The following is a 25,490-nucleotide window of genomic DNA, read 5'->3' as shown; positions in this document are numbered from 1 at the left end:
CTTGGAGGTCGGCATCCGCCCGAGTGGGCAAGGCGGTATCAGCTTGACACCCAAGGGTTTCAATTACCCGTTCAATTACCCGTTCAAATACCCGTTCAATTACCCGTTCAAATACCCGCCTACAACGCCGGACATCACGGCTGCGGCCGGCGGGTCGATGACCGAGCCGGTACTCGAGGTCGCGGCTATATCGAAAGGCCGCTGCGGGCACCGATATCCCCTGCGGGCACTGATATCATAGCCCCGCCGCGATTGTCCAGTGAGCCCGGCTGCATGGTGCACTGGAGATCCGGCGGGAGAGAGGATTTCAACCACGAGCGCGATCGCCGGCAGACTAACCAAAGTCTGAGCTTGCGAATGGTTTTCGGCGTGCATTCTGCAGTTATGTGGGTTTCTCACGCGCAGAATGACTGCTCCGCAGGTCTTTTCCGAGTACGGGCCCGTCCTGCGTCCGCTGCGGTGCTGTGTCAACATATGGGGCGTGCACATTCGTCATCTCACTCGTTTCCTCAGCATTGCAGTGGTGACGACTTGGGCGCTGCTGTGTGCGTGGGTTCCGTCCGCATCCGCGCAGCCGTGTCCCGATGTCGAAGTGGTGTTCGCCCGCGGTACCGGCGAGCCGCCCGGTGTCGGCGGCACCGGCCAGGAATTCGTTGACGCCCTGACACCTCGGATCGGCGACAGGTCGATGGCGGTGTATCCGGTGAATTACCCCGCCAGCACCGACTGGCCCACCGCTCTCGACGGTATCCGGGACGCGGGAGGTCATATCGAGGCCACGGCGGCGAACTGTCCCAAGACCAAAATGGTGCTGGGCGGATATTCCCAGGGTGCGGCGGTGATGGGCTACGTCACTTCCGCCGCCGTACCTGACGGACTGCCCGAAGGGATCTCTCCGTCCGACGTGCCCAAACCGATGCCGCCCGAGGTGGCTGACCACGTCGCTGCGGTGACGCTGTTCGGCACACCGTCGAACCGGGTTATGCAGCAGATTGGCGCGCCGCCGATCACTATCGGCCCGCTGTATCAAGCCAAGACCATCGAGTTGTGCGCACCCGACGACCCGGTGTGCTCCGACGGCACGGACTTTGCCGCCCACGGCGCCTATGCGCAGGACGGCATGGTTGACCAGGCGGCTGATTTCGCTGCCAGTCATCTGCAACCCCAGCCGAGATAAGCTGAGGCCAGATGAACGGGCCGGTGCGCCAACAGAATCCGTGGTGGCTGCCGGGTATGTCTGCTGGCCGCGGCACAGCGCTTGAGGGGGCGGCAGTCCCGATCCGGCCGCCGCAGTTACCGCGGTGCGCTACGGGCTACCAGACCCGCACCCAGTCGACAAGCATATCCGCCGGATACGAACCCTGCGCAGCATCGCCGCCGCCCGAACCGCCCACCGCGAGGTTGAGGACCGGAAACATCGTGTAGCCGGGATCGTTGAACGGCCACTTGCGGACCGGATCATTGAGATCCTCGATGCCGGTCGCCGGAACAGTGAAGTACGGTTCCGCGCCCTCGACGTAGTCTTCCCAGAAGTAAAACCCGTTTTGGTCCCAGCGGACACGCCACGTGTGCCAGGCGCCGTCCACCGCGATCGGGTGGGTTTCGAAGGCCGTTCCGGTTGGGTCTGCGTGAACGGTTGTTCCCGAGGGCCACTCTCCGTTGCCATACCATTCGAGGAGATCCACTTCACCGCTGCGGCCAGGGTCGTCGTTGGATAACCACCAGGCAGGCCAGCACCCGGCTGTCAGACAGTTGAGTTTGATCCGGGCTTCCCAGGTCGTGCCGATACCTCCCCGCCAGGTGCCGCTGACCAGGCCGCCGAAATAGCTGTTGCCCTCTTTCGTGGCCCGCAGCACGAGATTGGAATTGCCGTCCAGGAACACGTTTCGTCGACTATCGCGGTATTGGTGAAAGAACTCGGGCCGGTCCCACCCCACCGGGTTCTTGATCGGTGTCCGATGGTTGGACACCGTCCAGTTGGCCGGATTGGGAGCTGAACCGGCGGGGCCGTCAAACTCGTCATGAAAAAGGAACGCTCCGGTCGCCGCGCCGGGGGGTGCGGCCGGTGCCGGCCCTCGGCTCGCCGGTATGCTGCGGCCCGGCGGGCGGGCCCCGGCCCGGGGCGCGGGAGCCGCGGCGGCGACCACACCGATTCCCAGCATCACCATCACATTTCGACGGTTCATCTCAGACACGCTACGAATGAAACCATGTGACCGGATGGGCCGCCCACTGGGGATCCTCAGCAGCTCGCGGGCCCTGCGGCTACGGGCGTGGGGGCAGGGCCCTCAGCCAGGAATCGCTGAGCAGTTCGATGAGTTGACCGTCGGGATCGCGGATCATCGCTGACTGCTCAGACACCGTCTCGGTGACCACCGATCCGCCGAAGCTGTCGACCAGTCGCAGCATGCCGCCGAGATCGGACACGGAAAGAGACAGGTGGGTGAGCCCGACCTGGTCCATGGCGCGTGCCGGCCCGGTGTGCACGGCGTGTTTCGAATAATCGATCAGCTCGAGCACGAATCCGTCCCGGACCAGGTAGGTGGCGTGCACTCCGAGGGGTGTGTCCAGCTGAAGCAGCCGCCCGGTGTCGTCGTCGGGTGGTTCGAGCTCCCACCAGAACCGGAACCCGAGCAGACCCTCGTAAAAGCGTCGCGACCGCTCACGGTTTGCGACGCATAACCCGACATGGTTGAAAACCGTTCGGAAATGAGTCATTCCAGCCTTCCGTAACGAGTGAGTGTCGAGCACGCCGCGTCCTCGATCAGGACCGTTGCCCGCTCCAGGCATCCCCCCACCCCCTCCTCGGCAACCCAGGATTGCACGCTTAACACCATGCCCTCGTCGAGCTTGGCGCCGTGTCCGCGGCCCAGGCCGATCAGCGGCGGCTCAGCGCCCAATCCCAGCCCGTGCGCCAGCGGCACCGGGGGCTCGGGGTTGCCGGTGCTCGCCCAGGCCCGGTACAGGTCGGCCCCGGTGTTGCCCGGACGGCAGGCGGCCAGTAGGGCGTCCATCCCCCGCGCACATCGCGCTGCCACGTCGCTGGTCCCGGGCGGCGCCGAGCACCCGGCCACCCACGTGCGGGCCAAACCGGCCTGATATCCCGCATACAGTGCCCCCGGGGCGAGGACTACCAATTCGCCGTCTCCGATGCGCCGATCCGAGACCAGGTGGCGAAACGTCACCGGCCCGCGGGTGGGGGTGGCAAAGCAGACGCTTTCCGAAGGCGGATAGGGCACCCCCAGCCCGGCCACCCGTTCGTAGTAGACGCCAAGCAGTTCGCGTTCGCTGATGCCCGGCGCCAACGCGTCTGTCAGCGCGCTGAGCGCCGCCTCGGCGATCGCAGCAGCCACCTGATGGCAGATAATCTCTTCGGGTGTCTTGACACGGCGGGCAGATCTCATCACGGCCGCGGCGTCGACCAGTTCGGCCGAGGGGCAGAGTTCGGCAATCAGTGCGGCGAAAACAGGGGTCAGGCCGTCGGTGCCGACCCGCCGCGCTTCCCGCAGCCCCGGGATGCGCGCCAGCGCTGCCATGAGGTTGGCGGGATTCCAGCTCAACGGGTACAGCTCGTCGCGGCCGATCTCCGGCGGCACCCCTTCATCCCAGGTGGAAAGCAGATGCACGCGCGCGGTGTGCCGCAGCACCACGGCAACCGGCGCGAAGGGGAGCACACCGGCGCGGCCCAGTTGGCGCGCGCCGGACACATAGTGCACGTCGCCGACACCGCTGAGCAGCAGGGCATCCAAATCGTGGCGATCCATCCCGGAGAACACCTTTGCGCGCCGCTGCGCGCGCAAGCGAGCGAAATCGACACGGGCACCGTCCTCGAGGCCCATCATTCCGACGAGCACGCCACGGTCACGGGGCACAGGGCTCATGCGGTCAGGCTGTAGGGGTCATACGTGGAGCCGCTCAATTTAACCCATCCGGTATCGGTCACGGCCACAATGTCTTCCGCGCGATAGCCGACTGCCCCGTCGTCCCAGATGACCGGCTCGAGAACCACCACCATACCCGGCTGCATGATCAGCTGCTCATCGAACTTCTCTCCGAAATCTGTTCCAATCAAGGGCATTTCAGCGCTTTCAGTGCCGACACCGTGAGCAAGGTAGAAATGGCTGATCCAGGGCTTAATGCCGTCGTTGGCTTGCGTGGCGGCGGTACACAGCTGCAGCGCCGATGCCCCGGGTTGTAAAACGTCCAGCGCGGCATCGACCACCGCCCGCCAGCGACGGAACTGCTTGACCTGACGGTCATTCGGATCTGCGCCGACAATCCAGGTGCGCCCATAGTCGGAGGCGTACCCCTCCCAGGTGATCCCGGCGTCGACCCAGATCACATCGCCTGACCGCAGGAACCGGTCAGTGGTCACCGTCGGGTAGGCCAGATCACCATGCAGGGTCCACGGTCCCTGCCCGCGTGTCGGGGACATCACCTGCCAGATCGGATCGATGCCACCCGCCGATGCACCCACCTCGAAGACCCGCCGTAAAAACACCGCACTCAAGTCGATCTGGCGGACACCGGGCCGCAGAACGTTCCGCGCCTCGACCATCGCCAACTCGTTGAGCAGCTGAGCGTGCCGGATACAGGCCACTTCATCGGGTGTCTTGATGATCTTGGCCGCGCCTAACACCTCGGCCGCGTCGACCCAGTCGAATTCGGGTAGGCCCCGGCGCATCGCATGGGTCTGGTGGTCGATTCCGATGCGGGCTCCAGCAGCGAAGAGCTCGGCCAGCTCCGCGGCGAACCGCTCCATCCCCTCGTCGAGATCAGGAAAGAGGGGCCCGTGGAGGTGATCGCCGGCAAGCTCGGCGGGCGCCCCGTCCGGGTAGGGGGTGTACAGGTGCGGCGCTGAGCCACCCGTGACCACAATCGCCACCGCGCGAAACAGCGCGGCGTGATCGCCGTCTTGGGCGGGCATCGCGGCACCGGTGGCATAGGCGACCGCGCTCGAGCCGAGCAGAACCAGACCGTCGAGCCCCCGAGCGTCGAGCTGATCCTGCAACCGGGCGAAGCGCTGTGCGCGCATGCGGGCGAGATCGGGCAGGGCCGGGATCGTCTGGCCATCGATGGTCGCTCCCGCCGCCCAGTCCTCGATCACCCTGCCTGCGGAGATCACGGCTTCTCCCACGTCGAAACGCCTAAAATCACAAAGATAGCGTAATAGACTGCGAGCTTAGCGACGGCGCTGTCCTGCGTGGATGGGTTTTACGGATTTTCTTGCGCTGGAGGGTTTTTCGATGAGTACACGTCCCGACGTCGGCGCGGACGCAGTGGTTGATTTCGATCATCATTCCGACGAGTTCAACCAAAACGAGCTGCGGATCAACGCCGAGCTTCGGCGCCGCTGCCCGGTGGCGTGGAACAACCGATACGGCGGATTCTGGTTCGTCACCGGCTACCAGGCGGTGGCACAAATCGCCCGGGACGGCGAGACTTTCGCGCACAAATACCAACCGGACGCCGACGACGGTATCGACTACCAGGGCGAAATGGGAGTGCCGCGGCCCCAAGGTCAGCCCGCGCTGGGCATCGGCGAAGTCGACGGCCCCTACCACCAGGCGTTGCGGCGCGCGCTCGCCCCGTTTTTCTCGCCGGGAGCCGTCGAGCAGATGCGGCCCTTTATGGAGCAGTGCGCGCACTGGTTTCTCGATCAGCGGATCGGCGACGGGCAGATGGACCTCGTGCTGGACTACGCCAGCCCCGTTCCGGCGATCCTGACCATGCGGTTGATGGGCCTGCCCCACGATAACTGGCGGCTCTACGCCAACCTTTTCCACTCGGTCATGGCGGCCCCTCAAGACAGCGACGACTACGCCAAAGCCGTCGCCGAAGTCCCAGCGATGATGGACGACCTACTGAAATTCGCGGCCAGCCGACGACGTGAGCCGCGCGACGACTTGACGAGCTTTCTCGTGCGGTTCGAATTCAACGGCAGACCTCTCGATGATGCGCAGGTGCTCGACATTCTGTGGAACCTCATCGGCGGCGGCGTCGACACCACAACCTCACTGACCGCGCTGAGCCTGTTGCACCTGGGCACCCACCCCCAGCTGCGTCGGCAACTCATCGAGCGCCCGGAGCTGTACCGCACCGCCACCGACGAGTTTCTGCGCTACTTCTCGGTCAACCAGCAACTGAGCCGAACGGTGACGCGCGACGTCGTTGTCGGGGGCCAACGGCTTCGCCGCAACGACCGCGTCATCATCAGTTGGCTGGCCGCCAACCACGACGAGCACGAGTTCGAGCGCCCCGATGACATCGTGCTGGATCGGTCCCCCAACCGCCACCTGGCATTCGGGCTCGGACCGCACCGATGCATCGGATCGCATCTGGCGCGGGCCATGTTCGAGGTGATGGTCCAAACGGTGCTCGACCGCATTCCCGACTACCAGGTCCTGCTCGACGGTGTCGACGAATACCGGGGCAACCCGAGCATGACCGGGCTGGGCCTGCTGCCGGTCACGTTTACTCCTGGCGTCACGCAAGGAGCGTCGCGTCCCTGGTGATCGTCGGCGAAGGAGGCGCTCGGCGGGTGCCCCGGGATCCCGCTTGGCGACGCCGTCGGCGGCATTGCCGGCGCGCTGGCTGTCGCACCCGCGCGTCGCGCACTCCACAACAGCCGCGGCTCTGAGCACCGACGGGTGGCCGGCTTCGCAGCCGCAGGGCCTCATAAGGTGGGCCGGGTGGGAAACGGTCGATTCATCCACATCATCCGGCAAACCGGGGCGTTGGCGGTCGCGGCGCTGGCCGCCGCCTTGACCGTCAACGCCTACCGGCCGCTGGCACGCAACGGATACCCCTCGCTCTATGCGTGGCTTTTCGGCTTGGTCGGCACCGAACTGCCGGTGCAGCTCGTGGCGGCCCAGCTCGCCGGGCTGGCGTTGACGGCGCGGCGGCTGACTCGGCCGGTGCGCACGCTGTCATGGCTGGTAACGGGTGCAGCCGCGGCGGGCTTGCTGAACTTCAGCATCGCCGGCCACCGGGCCAATAGGGTGCTCAGCGCCGCGCTGGACAGCGGCCTGGGGCCCCATCGCCGCACCGACTCGGCGGGTCTGTGGCGCCGGCCGGCCGGCGCCGCCAAGCGGCCCGGGGTGCTGCGCATGATGCGGATCTATCGCGACTATGCCCACGACGCCGACCTCAGCTACGGCCCATACGGCAGGGCTAACCACCTCGACATCTGGCGGCATCCTGCTCTGGACCGAACCGGAAAGGCGCCGGTGCTGGTGCAGATTCCCGGGGGTGCCTGGACGACGGGAAACAAACGCGGACAGGCCCACCCGTTGATGAGCCACCTTGCGGAGCGGGGCTGGGTCTGTGTGGCGATCAACTATCGGCATAGCCCGCGCAACACCTGGCCCGATCACATTGTCGACGTCAAACGCGCCCTGGCCTGGGTCAAGGCGCACATCAGCGACTACGGCGGCGACCCCGACTTCATCGCCATCACCGGCGGATCAGCGGGCGGTCATCTGTCCTCGCTGGCGGCGCTGACTCCCAATGATCCGCAGTTTCAACCGGGATTTGAAACCGCCGACACCCGCGTGCAAGCCGCGGTGCCGTTTTACGGCGTTTATGATTTCACCCGCTTCGACGACGCGATGCATCCGATGATGCCGGGCCTGCTTGTGCGGTCGGTGATCAAACAGCGGCCTGCGACGCATCTGCAGACGTTCCGCACCGCCTCACCGATCACCCATGTCAGCGCCGAGGCTCCCCCCTTCTTCGTTTTGCATGGCCGCAGCGACTCGCTGGTTCCCGTCGAACAGGCGCGCTGCTTCGTGGCACGGCTGCGCGAGGTCAGTCGGCAGCCGGTCGTGTACGCCGAATTGCCGTTGACCCAGCACGCTTTCGACATCCTCGGCTCGGTCCGCGCCGCGCACGCGGCAGTCGCCGTCGAACAATTCCTGGCGGAGATCTATTCGATGCGACACCAGCCGGCGACCGCCGAGCGGAACGCCTCAACCACCTGAGCACATGGCGCCGCCGGCGGTGTTCGCTGCGGCACCGTGGACCGCTGCACCATGAGCACCCTATGGCACTGCGTCCGGCTCGCTGGCGCGGCCTCGCTGTGATCGACAGTCGAGCAGTTCGTACCGGAGGATGTGCTGGTGTTCGGACTTGTCGTTGTCGCTGCGCTTGTTGCCACCGTGGTCGCGGGGACGGTGCTGGGCAAGCGATATCGCGTCGGTCCGCCAGTGTTGCTCATCGTATTCGGAACCCTGCTGGGGCTGATCCCGCCGTTCGGCGGCATCCGCGTCGACGGCGAGATCGTGTTGCTGCTGTTCTTGCCGGCGATCCTGTACTGGGAAAGTCTGAACACCAGTTTCCGCGAGATCCGGGCCAATCTGCGGTTGATCGTGTTGATCAGCGTCGGCCTGGTGATCGCCACCGCGGCCGCGGTGTCGGCGACAGCACGTGCGCTCGGGATGGAACCACACGCGGCGTCGGTACTGGGCGCCGTGCTGTCTCCCACCGATGCAGCTGCGGTAACCGGTCTGGCAAAGCAGCTGCCGCGCCGGCCGCTCACGGTGTTGCGCGCCGAAAGCATCATCAATGACGGCACCGCGCTCGTGCTGTTCAGCGTGACCGTCGCCGTCGCGACCGGCAGCCCCGCAATCGGTCCGGTCGCCCTGGTGGGCCGTTTCGTTGGCGCCTACCTCGGCGGAATCGCCGCCGGGCTCGTGGTGGGCATCGTGGTGACCCGGCTTCGTCGCCGACTTGACGCGCCGCTGGAGGAAGGCGGGATGAGCGTGCTGACGCCGTTCGCGGCGTTTCTGCTCGCTCAGGCCATACATTGCAGCGGCGTGGTCGCCGTGCTGGTGGCCGCCCTGGTCGTCACCTACATCGGGCCGCGCGTGATCCGGGCTCGGTCTCGCCTGCAGACATTCGCCTTCTGGGATCTGTCAACATTTCTGGTCAACGGTTCGCTGTGGGTGTTCGTCGGCGTCCAGATTCCCGCCGCCGTGCGAGGCATATCCGCCGTCGACGGGGGGCTGCGCCGCGCCGCCGCAGTAGCTCTGGCGGTCACCGGCGTCATCATCGCGACGCGGATCGCCTGGATGGAGATCACCGCCCTACTCATCCGCGCCGTGGACGGGCGCGCCGAGCAGTCAACTCGCGGCACCAACTGGCGTGAACGGTTCGTGTTCAGCTGGGCCGGATTCCGCGGCGCGGTGTCGCTTGCTGCGGCGCTGGCCGTTCCGCTGAGCACCCGCAGCGGCGCCGCGTTTCCGGATCGTCACCTGATTGTCTTCGTCGTGTCGGCGGTCATCCTGGTAACGGTCCTCGTCCAGGGCAGCACCCTGCCCGCCGTCGTGCGCTGGGCTCGGATGCCCGACGACACCGCGCACGCTGACGAATTGCAGCTCGCGCGCCGCCGCAGCGCCGAGGCCGCCCTCGACGCGTTGCCGGTGATCGCCCGCCAGGTCGGTGTCAGCCAAGAAATACTCAGCCGGCTGCGAAAAGAATATGAAGAGCACGCAGCACTCGTCACCGCCGGCGCTGGCACCGCGACGGGAAGTGATATGGCCGAGCGCAGCGATCTGGTCCGGCGGGTGCGTCTGGGCGTGCTCGAACAGCGGCGCCGCGCCGTTACCGACCTTCGCGACCGAAACCTCATCGACGACATCGTGCTGCGCGAGTTGCAGTCGGCGATGGACCTGGAGGAGGTGCGATTGCTCGACCCTGCCGACACCGGCTGACCGCACTGGTCTGCCGTGACCGCCCGGTGTGTGGCGAGGCGGATACTGGGGGTGTGGCTGATCGCAATGTGCTGGGCGGTCCCCTGCAACCCTGCGGCACCGACCCGCCCACCGGCTTTTACCGCGACGGCTGCTGCTCGACCGGGCCCGAGGATCTCGGGTTGCACACCATCTGCGCGGTCGTGACGGCCGAGTTCCTGGAACACCAGCGCCTCATCGGCAATGACCTGTCAACACCGCGGCCCGAGTACTGGTTCCCCGGCCTGACCCCTGGCGACCGCTGGTGCGTCACCGCGCGCAACTGGTTGCGCGCCCACCTCGACGGCTGCGCCGCCCCGATCGTGCTGGCGTCCACCCACGAGCGCACCCTCGACGTGGTGCCCTTGGAGGCGCTGCGCCGGTACGCCGTTGACGTGCCCGACGATCCGGGCGGACTGTAAACGCGACCTGCTGCGAAAAAACGCGAAAAAAACGACCGCACCGGACGGTTTAAGGCCGAGTGGGCGACGAACCCACGTTGTCGGAACCGGCCTGACCCGTCAGCGGGTGCAACTGTACCGTCGGCTTTGCCTGTGCTCGCTGCTGGGCGGCCTGAGAGAGCGCGTTGAGCACCGGGTTTTCCTTGACGAGCTGACGTCGTTCTTCCTCGGAAAGCTGGTAGAACGCCCACACGCCCCAGGCGGCGGGCCGCACATACAGTGTCACCTTCTGATGTCGACGGTTACCGCGCGGCAGCACGACCGGGATGGGAACGACCCGGTCCAGCGTCGCCGAACTGACCAGCTCTTGCGAAATCTTGTCCACATCCGCCGAGTCCTGAAGCTCGTAGACCAACGACTGGTGGGGCAGGTGGCCCGGGCCCTGGAGGGCGAGAAACCACGCCATCCGCGTCTCCTTTGGTCGCCGTTATCAGCTAAAGCGTAAAGGAAGCCTGCAGCGCCGATCGCAGCATGGGGGCAGGCCGCGGAAATCGTTGGTCACCGCTGTTGCTGGTTCGGCGGCAGTGGGCAAGCCGATTCACTTGCCTAAGATGCTGGAGTGACTCGGATTCGAGCTATCGTTGCCGTCCGCCGCACTGCGATACCCACGTCAGGTCGGTACCGAGTTTGCTGGAAGGAGCACCGGGCGATGAAGACGTCACTGTCGGCGACCACCGGAGTCGCTGTGGCGATCCCGCTGCTGGCGCTCTCGGCCGCCGGCTGTCACAGTAGCTCGAAGCCCTCGACTGCGACAACGGCCTCGACGCCGCCGAGCGCCGCCAGCCGGGGCACGGCGCCCACATCCGCGAATGCCCCCGCGACCGATTACACCAAGCTGTTGATCCATGCCACAGATATCAACGCACCGGTAACCTTTACGGCGGGTCCGCCGATTCAGAATCCGAATGGCCGGCAGGGTGCGGCCATGACTTTCACCGAGCAGGACGGTGACCACGTGATCCGCGACACCATCCTGATCCTGCCGGATCCCGCCGCTGCGGCCGGTGCGCTCGCCGCGGCAAAAGCTGCGCCACCGCTCGTCGATGCCGGAAAACCGGTTGCGGCGAATGTCGGCGCCGGCGGCACGATCATTTCGGGCAAGTCACCGAATGGAAGTCAGGGAGTGACGACATTGCTGTTCACCGAGGGCAGGGCGTTCGTCACGCTCGAATTCGATGGCCCCAAAGACATCGCGGCACCGACCGATTTCGTCACCGATGTCGGTCGGAAACAAGACGCCGCCATCAAGCAGGGGCTGTCCCCCTAACACGGGACACCCTCGCTGACCCAGCGCATTTCGCCGTTGTCCCTCGGCGAAAACCCCGCAGCGATGTATTGCGAATGTCCGATGCCTGAGCCGAAACTCCACGACCCACTGAGCTGGTAGCCGCCGTTCACCGCGACGCCCCGCCCATTCGGGAAGAACTGGCCGCCTGTCGTGACGCGGTTGTCGTGAGCCGTGAACACCTCGGCGAAACCGTCGCCGGGCCAATGCGCCGGGGCGATTGTTGGGGTGGGCAGCCCACGCGCTCGAGGCCCGACGGTGTCGGCGTGGTCAGGATGAACCACCTAACGTACGCTGATTGATGCATCAATCAGGATGGAGGTTCACCATGGCCGGGCAAGAGACCACGTCGAGCAGTCAAGTTCTGGACCCGTCCAGCGCGCTCATCCGGATGGCAATGGACACCTCGCGCTGGGCGGCGGCGGGGTTGCGCCCTACCACGGAGCATCTTCCCCGGCTGAGCCTGGCCGGGGCGGTGGACGCCGACGGGCACCTCCTCGAACCTCCCGATTTGTGGGACCGCTATCTCGACCCCGCCTTCCGGCCGCGCGCCATGCACATCCGCAAGGACGACCAGGGCCTCGAATATCTCGAGATCGACGGCCGCCCCTCCAAGCTCGTGCGCCGGGGCATGCCGGCGGGCGTCGGCAACATGGACCTCAACGGCGGCCTTTTCCACCCGCGGCGGCCGACTGGTCTTGCCTATGTGGACAACGCCCCATTCGGGGCCATGGATCCCGCCGAACGCGTCGCTCGCCTGCAGCTGGAGAATCTGGAACGGGTCCTGCTCTACCCGACCCTGGGCGTGCTGTGGGTGGCCGAGGTCGATGACGAGCCGCTGACCCAGGCCTATCTGCGCGCCTACAACCGCTTCATCGTCGACTTTTGCGCCGACTCCGGCGGTCGGCTCCTGCCGGTGGCCCAGCTCTCGCTCGGTGACCCTCAGGCGGCGGCGCAGGAGCTGCGCCGGGCGGTGGCAGCCGGTTGCATCGGAGGCTGGACCCCCCCATTCACCATGACCCGCAAACCGCTGGGGCACCCCGATCACGACATCGTCTTCGCGACCGCCCAGGAACTCGGTGTCCCGATCGGCATTCACCCCTCATTCGAACCGAAATGGGCCGCCCCGGGACGCTACGGCCAGATGACCAGCATCGAGTACACCTTCTTCAACAATGTCGTCGCCTCCGACGGCGTGCGCCACGCCTTCACCTCGCTGTTCCAGTTCGGCACCTTCGACAGATTCCCCGACCTGCGGATCGTCCTGCTGGAGGCCGGCGCCACCTGGCTGCCATTTTGGCTGGAGCGGATGGACTCGGTGTATCGCTCTCCGCAGGGTTTCGTGGTGCGCCAAAAGCTCCGGGACCTGCCGAGCACCTACTTTGCCCGGCAGTGTTTCGTCTCGGCCGATCCCGACGAGCCGACGCTGGCGGCGGTCATGGCGGAGCTGGGTTACGACAGGTTCTTCTGGGCTTCGGATTTTCCTCATCCCGACCACATCCCCGATTACGTTCCCGAGCTGGAGAAGACGGTGGCGCAGCTGCCTGCCGAGCACCGGGCCGGCTTTCTCGGTGAGAACGTCCTGGCCGCATACGGCGTGGCCAGCTAACCCGCGTCGGCTGCTCGCCCGGGTCGAGGGGTTCCGGGCGAGCTTTCACCGGCAGGGTCGCACGGGGTCCCGTGCGTTGTCGCTCACCGCCTGTGAACGATCGTCATCGGTGAGATATGTGCACGCTATTCCGGCTGGTTCAGCTCAACGACGTTGCCGAACGGATCGTGCAGGAAGGCCTGATACCCGGCGCCGGGGATGAATGGAACCCGTTGGACCTCGACGCCCTGCTCCTGCAGGTCGGCGACGGCGGCTTCGAGGTCGTCGACGCGGATCGCGAAGTGGGCCGCACCGGGCGGCGGGGTGGCGGACTCCATGAGGTGCACCTGTTGGCCGCCGGCGTCAAGCCAGTACCCGGGGCCGAGATCGGGGCGCGGCAGCTGTGTCATGCCGAGCACGTCGCGATAAAAGGCGAGACCTTTCTGCGCATCGGCGACGCAGATTGCGACATGGTGGACACCGGCTGGCTTCATCGCTCGATTCTGCCTCGGATCCGTGCCAGGGCACAAAGTGCAGGCCGGATGCCTTAGGCGCCGCTCCGGCCAGCGCAGCCGCATCCAACGACACGTCCAGGTCGAGGCACATATCGCCTCGGGTGGTCGCGGAGTGTTCACGCCGGCCGCGCTGACGATGACACTAACTCGAAGGCGGCAACGAAGCGTTCGTCGATCAGCACCGCAAACGGCCGCACCACGCCGAGCCAAGTCAACGCCGGATTCGAACCCGGACTCGGTCTAGCGAGGCCGCACCACTGTCGCTTTCGCGATCTCAGAAAGCCTCGGGATCCCGTTGGATATCGGGCGGAACCGGGTGGCCATACAACCGCGACGCGTTCTCCCAGCTGATTTTGCGAATCACATCCTGGGGAAGCCCGCCAATTTGCTCGTGGATCTTTTGCTGGGTGTGCGGCCAGGTTGAGTCGCAATGCGGATAGTCGGATTCCACCATGATGTTGTCCGCGCCAATCCGGTCATACTGCACGAAGGATGATTTGTCCTCCACTGCGCAAAACCAGAAGTTGCGCAGGAAAACCTCTGCGGGGGTTAAACTCTCACCCAGCGCCGCCCAGGTGCCGTACATCGCGTGATAGCTGAGCATGTGGTCCAGCCGATCCAGCAGCCCGGCCACCCAGCCGATACCGCCTTCGGACAGACAGATCTTGAGGTCGGGGAACCTGCTGGGAAGCCCGGAGTACAGCCAGTCGACCGCCGCCGAAATGGCATAGGCGAAAAACAGCACACCCGGCACATCCGGAGGGGCGTCTTCGGTGGTGGACGGTGAGGAACCAGATGATCCGATATGCAGGTTGACGACGGTGCCGGTTTCGGCGCAAGCGGCCATCATCGGATCCCAGTGACCCGAGTGAATACTCGGCAATCCCAGCATCGCCGGATTCTCGCTGAACGTGACGGCGTGAAATCCACGCTCAGCGTTCTGGTAGATCATCTGAGCGCCGAGCTCAGGGTCAAGCAGCCATGGCAACTGGCAGGGGATGATCCGTTCGGGGTATGACCCCGCCCACACCTCGAGGTGCCAGTCGTTCCATGCCCGGACGCAGGCCAACGCCAGATCACGATCGTTAGTCACCTGCTGCAGCCGCTGGCCGGCGAACCCGGGCAGGAAAGACGGAAAGTTAAGCGACGCATACACACCGTTGAGGTCCATATCGTTGATACGCTCATGGATATCCCATGCACCCCTGCGTATTTCATCGAACCGGACCGGCTCGAAACCATACTCTGACACCGGCCGCCCGACCACGGCGTTGAACCCGACGTTGGGCAGTTTCTGGCCGTCATAAACCCAGGTCTGTCTGCCGTCGTCAGTGTCGACGACTTTGGGAGCGCGATCGGCGAACTTCCGCGGAACCCGTCCGGTGAAGGTATCCGGGGGTTCGACGATGTGATCGTCCACCGAGATCAGCGTATAACGCCGTTTCGCCCGCGGCGGGTCGGGCAAAAACGTGACCGAACGGTCCGTGCCGGTCTTGGCGGTGGTGAAGTTGGGGCTAGCGGCCAGCTCGTCGATCGATTTCATGGTCGGCAATCTCCTTGCGAGATGCGATGTTTGGCGTACTCAGGACAGCACATCAGGATCGGCTTTGATGGTCATCCGCGCTGCCCCCGCCCAGTACACTTCAGCGGCCCGTTCGATCAGCGATGCTTTCATGCCCGCCATGTCGGACCATTTCATCGTCACTGGCTTCTGGCCGGTGAGCATGACGTCGTAGGCCAGCTTGCATACCCGCTCGATCGATGCTGCCCGGTACACGGCTTCGGCCAGGGTGCGACCCGTTGCGATGACGCCGTGGTTGGCCAGGATCGTCAGATTGGCGTTCCCGATCCGCGCCGCGAGATCCGCTGCGCGGGTGGGGCTGTCGATTTCGCCGTCGTAGGTGTCGATTAGGCGCAGGTCATCCACGAACAGCGAACCGGTTTGATGCACGAGTTCGGGCAGCCGGCCCAGTGCGGCGAGCACACACACGTAGTAGGGGTGGTTGTGAATGACCACCCGGGCATCCTGGCGGACCCGGTGCAGTTCGGTATGGATGTGGATCGCCGGCGTGACGTCCCACCGGCCGCGGATCACTTGCGCATCTTGGTCCACCACGCAGATATCGGAGGCGGTGAGTTCCGCCCACCACAGCCCCCACGGATTGACCAGCATGTCCGTTTGCCCGTCGAGCTGCCAGGTGATGTGCCCGGCCATGTTCTCGGCGAACCCGATGGCGGCGAGGTGACGGAAGGCCACTGCCAGTGCTTGCTCATGAGACAGCTCGACCCCGATCGGGGGCATCACTGAGGGTGCCCACACCTCCAGGCCACCCGGGCGCGCGTTAGGTGCATTCATGCTTGGCCTCCATCCTGGCGCGAATATCCTCGCGGAGCTGACTTTTGGCGATCTTGCCCCCGGATGATCGCGGCAGTTCGTCCATCACGATGAGCCGTTCGGGCAGCAATTCCTTGGAAACTCCCAGTGCCACCAGATGCTCGACGAGCTGGGGCAACTCGACCGTCTGGGAATCAGCGAGTTCGATGTAGACGCAGACCTTTTCACCGAACACCGGGTCGGGCATTGCGACCGCTGCCGCGACCGCGATCGACGAGTGGGCCATGACCGCGTCCTCGACCTCGCTGGCGCTGATGTTCTTGCCGCCGCGCAGAATGAAATCCGATGTTCGCCCGGTGACGGTCAGATACCCGTCCGCGTCGATCTGGCAGATGTCGCCCATGCGCATCCACCCGTCGCGGGTGAACAGCTTGTCGTGGTCGGTGCCGCCCAAATAGCCCAGGCTGGTCGCCGGGCCGCGGCACGCGGGCTGACCGTGCCCGGTTGCGGTGACATCGCGATCGCCGTCGAAGAGCCGGACCGCCATTTCGGGCACGATCCGGCCGCTGGTGCGCAGCCGGCGGTGCCGCGAGTCATCGACCGTGGTGGCGCTGAGCAGCCCGGTTTCATTCGAACCATAGAACTGCAGGATCTTGGCGCCGGTGAGCTCTTCAAACTCGGCGGCCGGCCGATACGGCAATGCCTCCCCGCCGGCGAAGACGACACGCAACGAGCTCAGATCGTAATCCAGACGGGAGCGGTCAGCCATCAGCATCGTCAATTGCGTACTCACACAGCACAATACGGTGACCTTGTGCTGCGCGATCGCCTCATATGTCGTCTTTGTCGTGAAACGCTCGAGGATTACCGCAGTGGCGCCCAGGTAGATCGGCGTCGTATGGCTGGTCCAGATCCCGAAACCGAAAGGCGTGGGGATGACGGGCAGGAAGATGTCGTCCGCCGTCAGCAGCCCGTTGGCCACGGCCTTCTGATGAAAGTAGTACCAGCGGTTTTGGGTGTGCACAACCCACTTGGGCAGTCCCGTGGTCCCGGAGGTGGAATTGATGAGGAAAACGTCGTCGGGGCCAAGGGGCCGCTCGGCGCCCAGCGCGGTGGGCGCGGCGTCGATGTGCACGCACAGCTCGCCCGCGTCACTGCCCGAGCCCAGCACCAGCACCGGGAATCCGGCGGTCACTGCCGCGGCGGCCTGCCGTGCAGCTGCGCTGCGCGCTCGGTCGCTGACCAGAAACTTCGGCTGTGCAGTGCGCAGTATCGCCGCGACCTCTCGGCTGCCGGCCCGGGCGCCGACGCCGACGACGACAGCCCCGCAGCGTTCGATCGCCACCAACAGCACGTGGATGGCAGCCGAGTCACCATGCCACACCGCAACCCGATCACCCCGCGATACCCCGACCCCAATGAGCTGCTCCGCTAAATCGCTTGCTGCACAGTCGAATACACGCCAGGTCAGCGAAATGCCGGGGTGATCGACATAGGCGGCGCGACCAGGTGACTGCTCGGCGTTGCGGCGCACCGCATCCGACAGCGTCACATCCGACCACCATCCGGCGGCGCGATACCGCGCCGAGTCCTCGTCGGTGAATGCCGGCGAGCCCATGGTGTTCAGCCCACCGGGGCGCATACCCAGATCATAAGAAAACGAGGCGTCCTGTCGTGCGGGGTTAACGGCTCACCGAGATGCCCGTGGTTATGACCGGCCGCTGCGCAGGATTTCGCCGGAGCCCGCCGGGGCGCCCCGCGCCACGACGACCGGCATCGACGTGGCCGCGTCGGTGCGCAGGATGGTGTGCACCACCTCGATAAGGTCCTCGACGGGCATCAACTTGCCGGGCATGCAGCCGCGCGATAACCACAGCGGGTAGGTCTGCTCGGCGAGCTGGCGATCCCAGCCGGTGCCCATGCCGGTTCGGGCGTCGTCTTCACCGCCGGCGCACTCCCCCACGATCAGACACGTGAAGCCGATGTCCGGGTGTTCGGCGCGCCACGCCTCGACGAGCCGTTCGAGCGCCGCTTTGCTGACACCGTAGGCGCCCAGCCCCGGCCAGGGCGGGCCGAAAGTGCCTGCGACGGAGGAAAGATACACCGCTTTGCCCGCCGACTCCCTCAAATGGGGCACCGCCGCCGCCGTCGCCAGCGCTGCGCCGATGATGTTGGTGTCGAAGACCCGCCGCCACGTATCAGCGTCGGTGTCGACCAGCCGGACCAGCGGGCTGATGGCCGGTGTGTAGATCAGGTTGTCGATACCGCCCAGCGCGGCGGCCGCGTCGCCGATGGCCGAGCGGCACGACGCCTCGTCGGTGACATCGCATTCGATGGCGACGGCGCCCGGCCCGGCTTCTGTCGCCGCGGTCTCGAGACGCTCCCGGCGGCGGGCCATGAGCGCGACCTGATCGCCACGCTGCGCCAGACCCACCCCTATGCAGCGCCCCAGCCCGCTCGAGGCGCCGATCACCACGCTCCTTGACATATCCGCCCTTTCTTGTCACGAGCCGGCTGCAGGCACAGCGTATCGACCGATAACGTTGGGTGTTCTCGGTGATCTCAGTACGGTGGATCTATGAAATATCTCGACGTCGAGGGAATCGGAAAAGTCAGCCGGATCGGGCTGGGCACCTGGCAGTTCGGGTCAATCGAATGGGGCTATGGGGACCGGTACGCCTCCGGCGCCGCCCGGGATATCGTTCAGCGCGCTCTCGCCTTGGGGGTCACGCTGTTCGACACCGCCGAGATCTACGGGCTGGGCAAAAGCGAGCGCATCCTCGGCGAAGCGCTCGGCGACAAGCGCACCGAGGTCGTGGTGGCCAGCAAGATCATGCCGGTCGCCCCGTTCCCGCCGGTGATCAAACAGCGCGAGCGCGCCAGCGCGCGGCGTCTGGGGCTGCAGCGCATCCCGCTCTACCAGATCCACCAGCCCAACCCGGTCGTCCCCGATTCGGTGATCATGCCGGGGATGCGTGACCTGCTCGACAGCGGGGCCATCGGGGCGGCCGGTGTCTCGAACTATTCGCTGGCGCGGTGGCAGAAGGCCGACGCTGCGCTGGGGCGGCCGGTGATCAGCAATCAGGTCCATTTCTCGCTCGCCCATCCCCGCCCGCTCGAGGACCTGGTCCCGTTCGCCGAGCGCGAGAACCGCATCGTGATCGCCTACAGCCCCCTGGCGCAGGGGCTGCTGGGCGGCAAATACGGGGTTGATAACCGGCCCGGCGGCATCCGCGCGGTCAACCCGCTGTTCGGCACCGAGAACCTGCGCCGAATCGAGCCGCTGCTGGGCGCGCTGCGCGACATCGCCGCGCAGGTCGGCGCCAAACCGGCGCAGGTGGCGCTGGCCTGGCTGATCAGCCTGCCCGGGGTGGTGGCCATCCCCGGGGCCTCCAGTGTCGAGCAGCTCGAGTTCAACGCCGCTGCCGCCGATATCGAGTTGAGCGCCGATGCCCGCGACGCGCTCACCGAGGCCGCCCGCGCGTTTCGGCCGGTCCCGATGCGGCGCTTCGTCACCGACCTGGTCCGCCAGCGGCTCGTCCGTCGCTGATGCGGGTGTCGTTGCGCGGCAGGTGATATCCCGTCACAGCTGTGCCCACACGGACTTGGTCTGCAAGTAGGCCTCGATCCCTTCCCGGCCGAATTCATGGCCCCAGCCCGACTGCTTGTAACCGCCGAACGGCACCGCGTGGTCGAACACCAACTGGCAGTTGAGCGTGACGGTTCCGGCCTGCAGCCGCTTCGCGAGGCGATGGGCGCGGCCAAGATTCGTCGTCCACACGGTAGCGGCCAGCCCGTAGCTGGTGTCGTTGGCCATGGCCACGGCCTGGTCGTCGTCGTCGAACGGTAACACGGTGACCACCGGCCCGAAGATCTCCTGCTGATACAGCCGCATCCCGCGGTCGACGTTGGTGAGCACGGTCGGATGCACGAAATAGCCGCGCCGATCCAGCCGGTACCCGCCGGTGACCACCTCGACGCCGTCGCGCTTGCCCTCCTCGATGAAACCCATGACCCGGGTGAGCTGCCTGGCGCTGATCAGCGGGCCGATCTGGCTGCCGTCTTCTTTGGGCCCGCCCAGCTTGAGGGAATTGGCCACCCTGGTGATGCCCGCCACGACCTGCTCGTAGATACTGCGCTGCACGAAGATCCGGGACCCGCACACACAGCCCTGACCGGAGTGCACGAAGATACCCATCGCCGCCATCGGGATCGCCGCACCCAGGTCGGCATCCTCATAGATCAGCACCGGCGATTTGCCGCCGAGTTCGAGCATGACCTTTTTGAGGTTGCCGGCGGATGCCTGCACGATCTGTTTGCCGACCTCGGTGGAGCCGGTGAAGGCGATTTTGTCGACGCCCGGATGCGCGGCCAGCGCCGCACCCGCGGTGTGCCCGTAACCGGTGACGAGGTTGACGACCCCGTCCGGAACGCCGGCTTCGGCGATGATCTTGTCCAGCACCAGCGCCGAAAGCGGGGTTTCCTCAGCCGGTTTGACCACCATGCTGCAGCCCGCGGCCAGGGCCGGCGCAATTTTGGCGCACGCGTTGAACACCGGGCCGTTCCACGGAAAGATCAGCCCCACAACCCCGTACGGTTCTTTGCGGGTGTAGGCGTGCAGACTCGCATAGGCGCCGGAAATCCCACCGGTCATCTGCACGTCATAGGCGGTGCCGTCAAGCTTGGTGCACCAGCCGGCGTAGTAGCGGAAGAACTCGGCGCAGGTAGGAAGGATCGTCTGCGCCTGTGCTAGTGGCATACCCGTGTTGAGCGAATCGAGCTCGGCCAGATCGCCGGTGTGGCGGTCAATCAGATCGGCGATGCGCCACATAATTTTGGCGCGTTCCCGCCCCGGCATGCTCTGCCAGCCACCGGACTCAAAAGATGCCCGGGCGCGGGCAACGGCCTCGTCGACGGCTTCGGCTCCGCCATCGCTGAATTCGGTGATCGGCTCTTCGGTCACCGGGTCAATGACCGTAATGACCTCCCCTGTCCCGGGGCGGTTGCGCATCTCGTCCAGTACTTCCTGCACCGTCACCGTGGATCCCTTCCTGATCACCCGCACGTCACCCCCGGCACGGGACGCCCGGTGCTGAGCACTTGCTTAGCACCGGGGCGGGGCGGGGTCAAGGCCGCGCTCGCACCGAAAAACGAGCCTTCTGGCCGTGAACGCGGTCCTGTCGGGCAGATCGGGCTGTTCGTGCGGCAACGCCGTACACCGCCCGCGGCCGCGCTAGCCTGAGCCGGTGAATACCCGCGCGCGGGTGCTGATCACCGCCGCCGAGCTGGCCACTCGGATCCGGGCCCACCGGCCCGTGAGCCTGCTTGACGTGCGCTGGCGGCTGGCCGAACCCGACGGCTATGCAGCCTATCTGCGCGGTCATCTTCCGGGGGCGGTGTATGTGTCTGTGGAGGAGGACCTCAGCGATCGCGCGGTTACCGGGCGGGGCCGTCACCCACTGCCCGCCGGTGTGCGGGTGCAGGCCGCCGCCCGCCGGTGGGGCCTGCGCCGGGGTGTGCCGATCGTGGTCTATGACGACTGGAATCGAGCCGGTTCCGCGCGGGCCTGGTGGGTGCTCACCGCGGCCGGGCTTTCCGACGTGCGCATACTGGACGGCGGCCTGTCGGCGTGGCGCTCGGCCGGTGGGGCGGTGGAAACCGGCCCGGTCACCCCGAGGCCGGGCAATGTGACTGTGCCGCACAGCGATTTGTCTGCCGGAGCCCGACCGACACTGACTGTGCAGCACGCCGCATCCGCTGACGTGATGCTGCTCGATGCCCGCACACCCGAACGGTTCCGCGGCGAGGTGGAGCCGGTTGATCCGGTCGCCGGTCATATCCCCGGCGCCCGCAACCTGCCTTGCACGGCTGTGCTGGCCAGCGACGGAACGTTTCTCGACGACGACGCGCTCACCCGGCTGCTATCCGGCCACGGCATCACCGGCGACGGTCGTGTCGGAGTGTACTGCGGCTCGGGTATCAGCGCGACCGTCACCATCGCCGCGTTCGCCGCGCTGGGACTCGACGCGGCGCTGTTTCCCGGGTCGTGGTCGGAATGGATTTCCGATCCGGCCCGCCCGGTTGCCCGCGGCCCCGAATAGGTGCGCCACACCCCCGGCTGCGCGAAGCTTCGACAGCCAGGTTTGCGGTGAACCCGAGGCTGAACTGTGTCCGGTCTGCCGCCAGATTCGCTGAACTTGTCACTCACCGCCGCGCGGTGTTGACCTGGCCGGCACCCTCGCTTCGTGCACCGATCACGTCGCGTGCGCAGAGCCGCTAAGCTGACCCTGTCAGTTCCACAAAAGTAGCGGCTTGACCGAAGCGAACTATGTTAAGCCATGGAGGAACATGAAGCGCCCTGCATTCAGTGCTATGTCAGCTGCCGCCTTGACACTGGCCGTAGCGGGGATGATCTCGGCTGCGCCTCTTGCCCAGGCGCGCACCGATATCGAGAGCACCTGCAGAAGCTCCGGCGGCCAATACTCGTCGGAGCAGGTCCAACCGCATTGGGGTGCCGACCCCGTTCTCATCGAGACCTGTTGCACCGGCACCGGCACGTCGGGGAAATGCGTTACCTACCGCGATGGCGTCCCGGGGCCCACCTATGGCGGTAATTAGACCGCGTCGACAACACCGGTCGGCGCTCACGGAGCGAAAAGCGGGGCGGACCGGTAGCTGACGCGCACTGGCAGATTTTAGGCTCGGGGTATGCGCGATCGGGATACGATCGACTCGGAGTTGCGGCGCCTCGCGGCATTGCGCCGCTCAATTCGAGGGCAGCGCGACGAGCTGTGGCGTCGGCAGATCGACGACCTTCTTGATGAACGCCTGGCACAGCGCAGCGAAGACCCAATCGAGACGGTTGACCACCGCCCGATCAAGGTCATCCCCGATGCCTCGTCGCAGGGCCATCACCATGACGGTCACAAGCTTGTCCAGCGCAGGGGTGTGGCACGCCGCTTGGGTGTTGTTGCGGCGCTGCCGCTATCTGTGGCAGCCGTCGCCGCGGTGCTGGTGATGATGTTGGCGGTCCGCGACTCACCTCCGGCGGCCGAGCCGCCGGCACTCGCACCGTCGGGTGCACCGCCCAGTCCGCCGTCGTCAAGTACCCGGCCCGACCGGGCTGCGCCGCAGACTATCGATCGGTCGGCCGATATCGCCGAAAAAGCATTCCTCGATGTGCTCCAACAGCAGGGCGTGCCGGTTCCCAACCGCGCATACGTGCACGACCAGGGGCATGCGGTCTGCGACTTTTTAGCACGCGAGCCCAACTTCGCAGAGGCCGTCCGCCGCGTGCAGCAGTCGTCGATATGGGATGCCACCGAAAGCGCCGAATTCGCTGCTGGTGCCATCGTGTCGTACTGTCCTGAGGTCCAGCCGTCGAGCCCGCAGGAAACCCAGCAGGTGTTCGGAAATGCGCTCTCTGATGTGCAGGCCATCCAGCGCGATCTGGAACGCATCCGCGACGACCTGCACGTGATCCCCGGCTGGCAGCACTGACGTCCTCCGCGCAGGCAAACTGCGCGGGTTCTTGGTGGTGCACTGTATGGGGCTGCGCTGTCGTGCGATGCCGCCTCTGCGACCGGTAGCGCCGCAAACCGCCAACAGGGAAGGTTCGCGCCGGGCGACTCTGTCGCATCACCGCGCTGGCTTTACGCCAGGCGTTGATAGGCGCCACCGACCTCCGCGAGGGCGGATGTCTGCGCTCTCAGCGCCGGTGTGCTTGCGTACTGCGGCCCGACCGGGACTATGGTCACTGCGTGAGGCGCCGAACGGTGCTCAAGCTACCCCTGCTGCTGGCGGCGGGCTCTGCGCTGATCCGGGCACCCCGCGCCGCCGCAGAGCACAGCCGGTGGTCACCTGACCGCGCCAATCGCTGGTATCAAGCACAAGGCTGGCTGGTCGGCGCGAACTACATCACCTCAAACGCCATCAACCAGCTCGAGATGTTTCAGGCCGACACCTTCGACCCCCAGCGCATCGATACCGAGCTCGGCTGGGCCCAGTTGTACGGCCTCAACACTGTGCGGGTTTTCCTGCACGATCAGCTCTGGGCCCAAGACCAGCGAGGCTTCCAACGCCGCCTGGCGCAGTTTGTCACCATTGCGGCGCGCCACTGCATCAAACCGCTCTTTGTCTTCTTCGACTCATGCTGGGATCCGTTCCCCAAACCCGGACGGCAACGCGCACCCAAGCCTGGGGTCCACAATTCCGGTTGGGTGCAAAGCCCGGGCGCTGAACACCTCGATGATCTCGACTACCGCCGAACTCTGCTCAACTATGTCACGGGAGTGTTGAACCAGTTCCGCACGGATGATCGCGTGTTGGGTTGGGACGTGTGGAATGAGCCCGACAATCCTGCGCGCGCGTATCGCACGGTCGAGCGGAAAGACAAGCAGGAGCGTGTCGCCGACCTGCTCTCCTTGGCGTTCGGCTGGGCGCGTTCGGTTGATCCAGCTCAGCCGCTAACCAGTGGGGTGTGGGTTGGTGAGTGGGGAGATCGCCAGCGCCGCAGTGAAATCACCACCATTCAACTGGACAACTCGGACGTCGTCACCTTCCACTGTTATGCGGAACCAGCGGCCTTCGAGGCCCGCATCACCGAACTGTCCCCATTGGGACGGCCGATCCTCTGCACCGAGTATCTGGCTCGGACGCTCGGCAACACCGTTGACGGGATCTTGCCAATTGCGAAGCGGCACAACGTTGGTGCGATCAGTTGGGGTTTAGTCGCCGGCAAAACCCAAACGTACTTTCCCTGGGAATCCTGGGAGCACCCGTACGCGACCGTGCCGAAGCCCTGGTTTCAAGACCTGCTCCAACCCGACGGACGGCCCTACCGGGAGACCGAAATTCACACGATTCGCACGCTGAGCAGGCTCTGATGTCAGTCCAACCGCTCTATCTGCTGGCGGACAGTCAGCTGCTGTTCTGGAAGCGGCAAGACCGACTGTTGCTGGAGTCCGCCTGCGACGGATTGGCCCCGGACACACCACTGGCCGCAGCCTATATCGGCGCCTCCAACGGCGACCGCCCGGAGTTCTACGAGATCTTTGCAGCGGCCGCGGATGCGAGTGGGATCAGCGACCGTCGCATGATTGATTCGGCGTTCGGCCCAGCAGACCGCGCCTTTTTGCAGCGCGCCCAGCTGATCGTCCTGGCGGGCGGCGACGTGCGTCTGGGCTGGAACACGTTCGAGAACACCGGCATGAAGGATGTGATCGTGGACCGGTATGCCCACGGGGCGGTGCTGGTGGGCGTTTCAGCCGGCGCGGTTCAGCTCGGACGCTATGGGATCGTCGGCACATCGGGCTCTCCCGTGACCGAGCTGCTCGAGCTGTTTAAGCTCATCCCCCTGGTCATCGACACCCATGACGAGCGAGCCGGGTGGACACGGCTGTCGCGCACGATCGAATTGCTGAACGGAGCGGCCACCGGGCTGGGAATCCCCTCCGGTGGCGGAGTCATCGTGCACGCGGATACCACCGTCGAGCCCCTGCGCCGTCCCGCGCACGAATTCCGCTTTGTGGGCACTCGCGTGACGCACTCTCTGGTGTGCGCCGGCAGCTGACCGG

At 65.9% G+C, this 25,490-nt stretch carries 24 protein-coding genes and 1 pseudogene; 13 read left to right on the top strand and 12 right to left on the bottom strand.

Annotated elements, in window-relative coordinates:
* Window position 1: 1 nt before the first annotated feature.
* The gene (locus G6N08_RS13875) at window positions 2–241 is read left to right on the top strand and encodes a hypothetical protein (RefSeq protein ID WP_163758182.1); all 240 of its coding nucleotides are present in this window, start codon (window positions 2–4) and stop codon (window positions 239–241) included.
* A gap of 279 nt (window positions 242–520) precedes the next feature.
* On the top strand, window positions 521–1,177 hold the full coding sequence (locus G6N08_RS13870; RefSeq protein WP_218033406.1) for a cutinase family protein: 657 nt from the start codon (window positions 521–523) through the stop codon (window positions 1,175–1,177).
* 136 nt (window positions 1,178–1,313) lie between these two features.
* Here G6N08_RS13870 and G6N08_RS13865 read toward each other — a convergent pair whose 3' ends face one another.
* The 4 genes from G6N08_RS13865 to G6N08_RS13850 all read right to left on the bottom strand — a co-directional run bounded on the left by G6N08_RS13865 (window position 1,314) and on the right by G6N08_RS13850 (window position 5,035).
* Window positions 1,314–2,186 carry a glycoside hydrolase family 16 protein gene (locus G6N08_RS13865; RefSeq protein ID WP_163758178.1) on the bottom strand — a complete coding sequence of 291 codons (873 nt, stop codon included), beginning with the start codon at window positions 2,184–2,186 and terminating at the stop codon, window positions 1,314–1,316.
* Between the two features lie 79 nt (window positions 2,187–2,265).
* The gene (locus tag G6N08_RS13860; RefSeq protein ID WP_163758175.1) at window positions 2,266–2,718 is read right to left on the bottom strand and encodes a VOC family protein; all 453 of its coding nucleotides are present in this window, start codon (window positions 2,716–2,718) and stop codon (window positions 2,266–2,268) included.
* Entirely contained in the window at window positions 2,715–3,881 is a 1,167-nt protein-coding gene (locus G6N08_RS13855; protein ID WP_163758173.1) for a M24 family metallopeptidase, read from the bottom strand. The genes G6N08_RS13860 and G6N08_RS13855 overlap by 4 nt, the downstream gene beginning before the upstream one ends.
* Window positions 3,878–5,035, bottom strand: a complete 1,158-nt coding sequence (locus G6N08_RS13850; RefSeq protein WP_163760606.1) for a M24 family metallopeptidase — start codon at window positions 5,033–5,035, stop codon at window positions 3,878–3,880. The genes G6N08_RS13855 and G6N08_RS13850 overlap by 4 nt, the downstream gene beginning before the upstream one ends.
* A 211-nt stretch (window positions 5,036–5,246) precedes the next feature.
* On the opposite strand from G6N08_RS13850, the gene G6N08_RS13845 reads away from it, so the two are divergent.
* The 4 genes from G6N08_RS13845 to G6N08_RS13830 all read left to right on the top strand — a co-directional run bounded on the left by G6N08_RS13845 (window position 5,247) and on the right by G6N08_RS13830 (window position 10,153).
* Window positions 5,247–6,515, top strand: coding sequence for a cytochrome P450 (locus tag G6N08_RS13845; protein WP_163760604.1), 1,269 nt, complete (start codon window positions 5,247–5,249; stop codon window positions 6,513–6,515).
* A gap of 177 nt (window positions 6,516–6,692) precedes the next feature.
* Complete coding sequence (locus tag G6N08_RS13840) at window positions 6,693–7,982, top strand: alpha/beta hydrolase (protein WP_163758171.1); 1,290 nt, start codon at window positions 6,693–6,695, stop codon at window positions 7,980–7,982.
* Window positions 7,983–8,120: 138 nt separating this feature from the next.
* A complete protein-coding gene (locus G6N08_RS13835) occupies window positions 8,121–9,713 on the top strand; it encodes a Na+/H+ antiporter (RefSeq protein WP_163758169.1) in 1,593 nt (530 codons plus the stop codon).
* 53 nt (window positions 9,714–9,766) lie between these two features.
* Window positions 9,767–10,153, top strand: a complete 387-nt coding sequence (locus G6N08_RS13830; protein ID WP_163758167.1) for a DUF2237 family protein — start codon at window positions 9,767–9,769, stop codon at window positions 10,151–10,153.
* Between the two features lie 49 nt (window positions 10,154–10,202).
* On the opposite strand, the gene G6N08_RS13825 is transcribed toward G6N08_RS13830, so the two are convergent.
* Window positions 10,203–10,598 (bottom strand): hypothetical protein, encoded by a 396-nt coding sequence (locus G6N08_RS13825; RefSeq protein ID WP_163758165.1) that lies wholly within the window; start codon window positions 10,596–10,598, stop codon window positions 10,203–10,205.
* Between the two features lie 243 nt (window positions 10,599–10,841).
* Here G6N08_RS13825 and G6N08_RS13820 point away from each other — a divergent pair, with 243 nt between their 5' ends.
* Window positions 10,842–11,459, top strand: coding sequence for a hypothetical protein (locus G6N08_RS13820; RefSeq protein ID WP_163758163.1), 618 nt, complete (start codon window positions 10,842–10,844; stop codon window positions 11,457–11,459).
* A 2-nt stretch (window positions 11,460–11,461) separates the two neighbouring features.
* Here G6N08_RS13820 and G6N08_RS13815 read toward each other — a convergent pair.
* Window positions 11,462–11,680 (bottom strand): annotated as a pseudogene (locus tag G6N08_RS13815) (acyl-CoA dehydrogenase family protein); the annotation flags it as partial.
* A gap of 125 nt (window positions 11,681–11,805) precedes the next feature.
* On the opposite strand from G6N08_RS13815, the gene G6N08_RS13810 reads away from it, so the two are divergent.
* Window positions 11,806–13,086 carry an amidohydrolase family protein gene (locus tag G6N08_RS13810; RefSeq protein WP_163758161.1) on the top strand — a complete coding sequence of 427 codons (1,281 nt, stop codon included), beginning with the start codon at window positions 11,806–11,808 and terminating at the stop codon, window positions 13,084–13,086.
* Window positions 13,087–13,211: 125 nt separating this feature from the next.
* Here the strand turns inward: G6N08_RS13810 and G6N08_RS13805 are convergent, their stop codons facing one another.
* The 5 genes from G6N08_RS13805 to G6N08_RS13785 form a co-directional block, all read right to left on the bottom strand.
* Window positions 13,212–13,559 carry a VOC family protein gene (locus tag G6N08_RS13805; RefSeq protein ID WP_163758159.1) on the bottom strand — a complete coding sequence of 116 codons (348 nt, stop codon included), beginning with the start codon at window positions 13,557–13,559 and terminating at the stop codon, window positions 13,212–13,214.
* Between the two features lie 295 nt (window positions 13,560–13,854).
* Window positions 13,855–15,123: an amidohydrolase family protein gene (locus G6N08_RS13800; RefSeq protein ID WP_163758157.1), complete on the bottom strand. Its 1,269-nt coding sequence runs from the start codon at window positions 15,121–15,123 to the stop codon at window positions 13,855–13,857.
* A gap of 39 nt (window positions 15,124–15,162) precedes the next feature.
* A complete protein-coding gene (locus tag G6N08_RS13795) occupies window positions 15,163–15,936 on the bottom strand; it encodes a class II aldolase/adducin family protein (RefSeq protein WP_163758155.1) in 774 nt (257 codons plus the stop codon).
* Window positions 15,923–17,557 carry a class I adenylate-forming enzyme family protein gene (locus tag G6N08_RS13790; RefSeq protein ID WP_163758153.1) on the bottom strand — a complete coding sequence of 545 codons (1,635 nt, stop codon included), beginning with the start codon at window positions 17,555–17,557 and terminating at the stop codon, window positions 15,923–15,925. Before G6N08_RS13790 ends, G6N08_RS13795 begins: the two co-directional genes overlap by 14 nt.
* 66 nt (window positions 17,558–17,623) lie before the next feature.
* Entirely contained in the window at window positions 17,624–18,391 is a 768-nt protein-coding gene (locus G6N08_RS13785; RefSeq protein ID WP_163760602.1) for an SDR family oxidoreductase, read from the bottom strand.
* Window positions 18,392–18,493: 102 nt separating this feature from the next.
* Here G6N08_RS13785 and G6N08_RS13780 point away from each other — a divergent pair, with 102 nt between their 5' ends.
* The gene (locus G6N08_RS13780; RefSeq protein ID WP_163758151.1) at window positions 18,494–19,465 is read left to right on the top strand and encodes an aldo/keto reductase; all 972 of its coding nucleotides are present in this window, start codon (window positions 18,494–18,496) and stop codon (window positions 19,463–19,465) included.
* Window positions 19,466–19,498: 33 nt separating this feature from the next.
* On the opposite strand, the gene G6N08_RS13775 is transcribed toward G6N08_RS13780, so the two are convergent.
* Window positions 19,499–20,953: an aldehyde dehydrogenase family protein gene (locus G6N08_RS13775; protein WP_163758149.1), complete on the bottom strand. Its 1,455-nt coding sequence runs from the start codon at window positions 20,951–20,953 to the stop codon at window positions 19,499–19,501.
* Between the two features lie 208 nt (window positions 20,954–21,161).
* On the opposite strand from G6N08_RS13775, the gene G6N08_RS13770 reads away from it, so the two are divergent.
* The 4 genes from G6N08_RS13770 to G6N08_RS13755 all read left to right on the top strand — a co-directional run bounded on the left by G6N08_RS13770 (window position 21,162) and on the right by G6N08_RS13755 (window position 25,486).
* Window positions 21,162–22,016, top strand: a complete 855-nt coding sequence (locus tag G6N08_RS13770; RefSeq protein ID WP_163758147.1) for a sulfurtransferase — start codon at window positions 21,162–21,164, stop codon at window positions 22,014–22,016.
* A 607-nt stretch (window positions 22,017–22,623) separates the two neighbouring features.
* Complete coding sequence (locus G6N08_RS13765; RefSeq protein ID WP_163758144.1) at window positions 22,624–23,415, top strand: DUF732 domain-containing protein; 792 nt, start codon at window positions 22,624–22,626, stop codon at window positions 23,413–23,415.
* 260 nt (window positions 23,416–23,675) lie between these two features.
* The gene (locus G6N08_RS13760) at window positions 23,676–24,800 is read left to right on the top strand and encodes a glycoside hydrolase 5 family protein (RefSeq protein WP_163758142.1); all 1,125 of its coding nucleotides are present in this window, start codon (window positions 23,676–23,678) and stop codon (window positions 24,798–24,800) included.
* Window positions 24,800–25,486: a Type 1 glutamine amidotransferase-like domain-containing protein gene (locus G6N08_RS13755; RefSeq protein WP_163758140.1), complete on the top strand. Its 687-nt coding sequence runs from the start codon at window positions 24,800–24,802 to the stop codon at window positions 25,484–25,486. The genes G6N08_RS13760 and G6N08_RS13755 overlap by 1 nt, the downstream gene beginning before the upstream one ends.
* The last annotated feature ends 4 nt before the right edge of the window (window positions 25,487–25,490 follow it).

This window comes from Mycobacterium botniense (assembly GCF_010723305.1).
Taxonomy (GTDB): Bacteria; Actinomycetota; Actinomycetes; order Mycobacteriales; family Mycobacteriaceae; genus Mycobacterium; species Mycobacterium botniense.
Note: the sequence above shows the minus strand (reverse complement) of the source record. Positions and strands in the feature narration are given on the sequence as shown.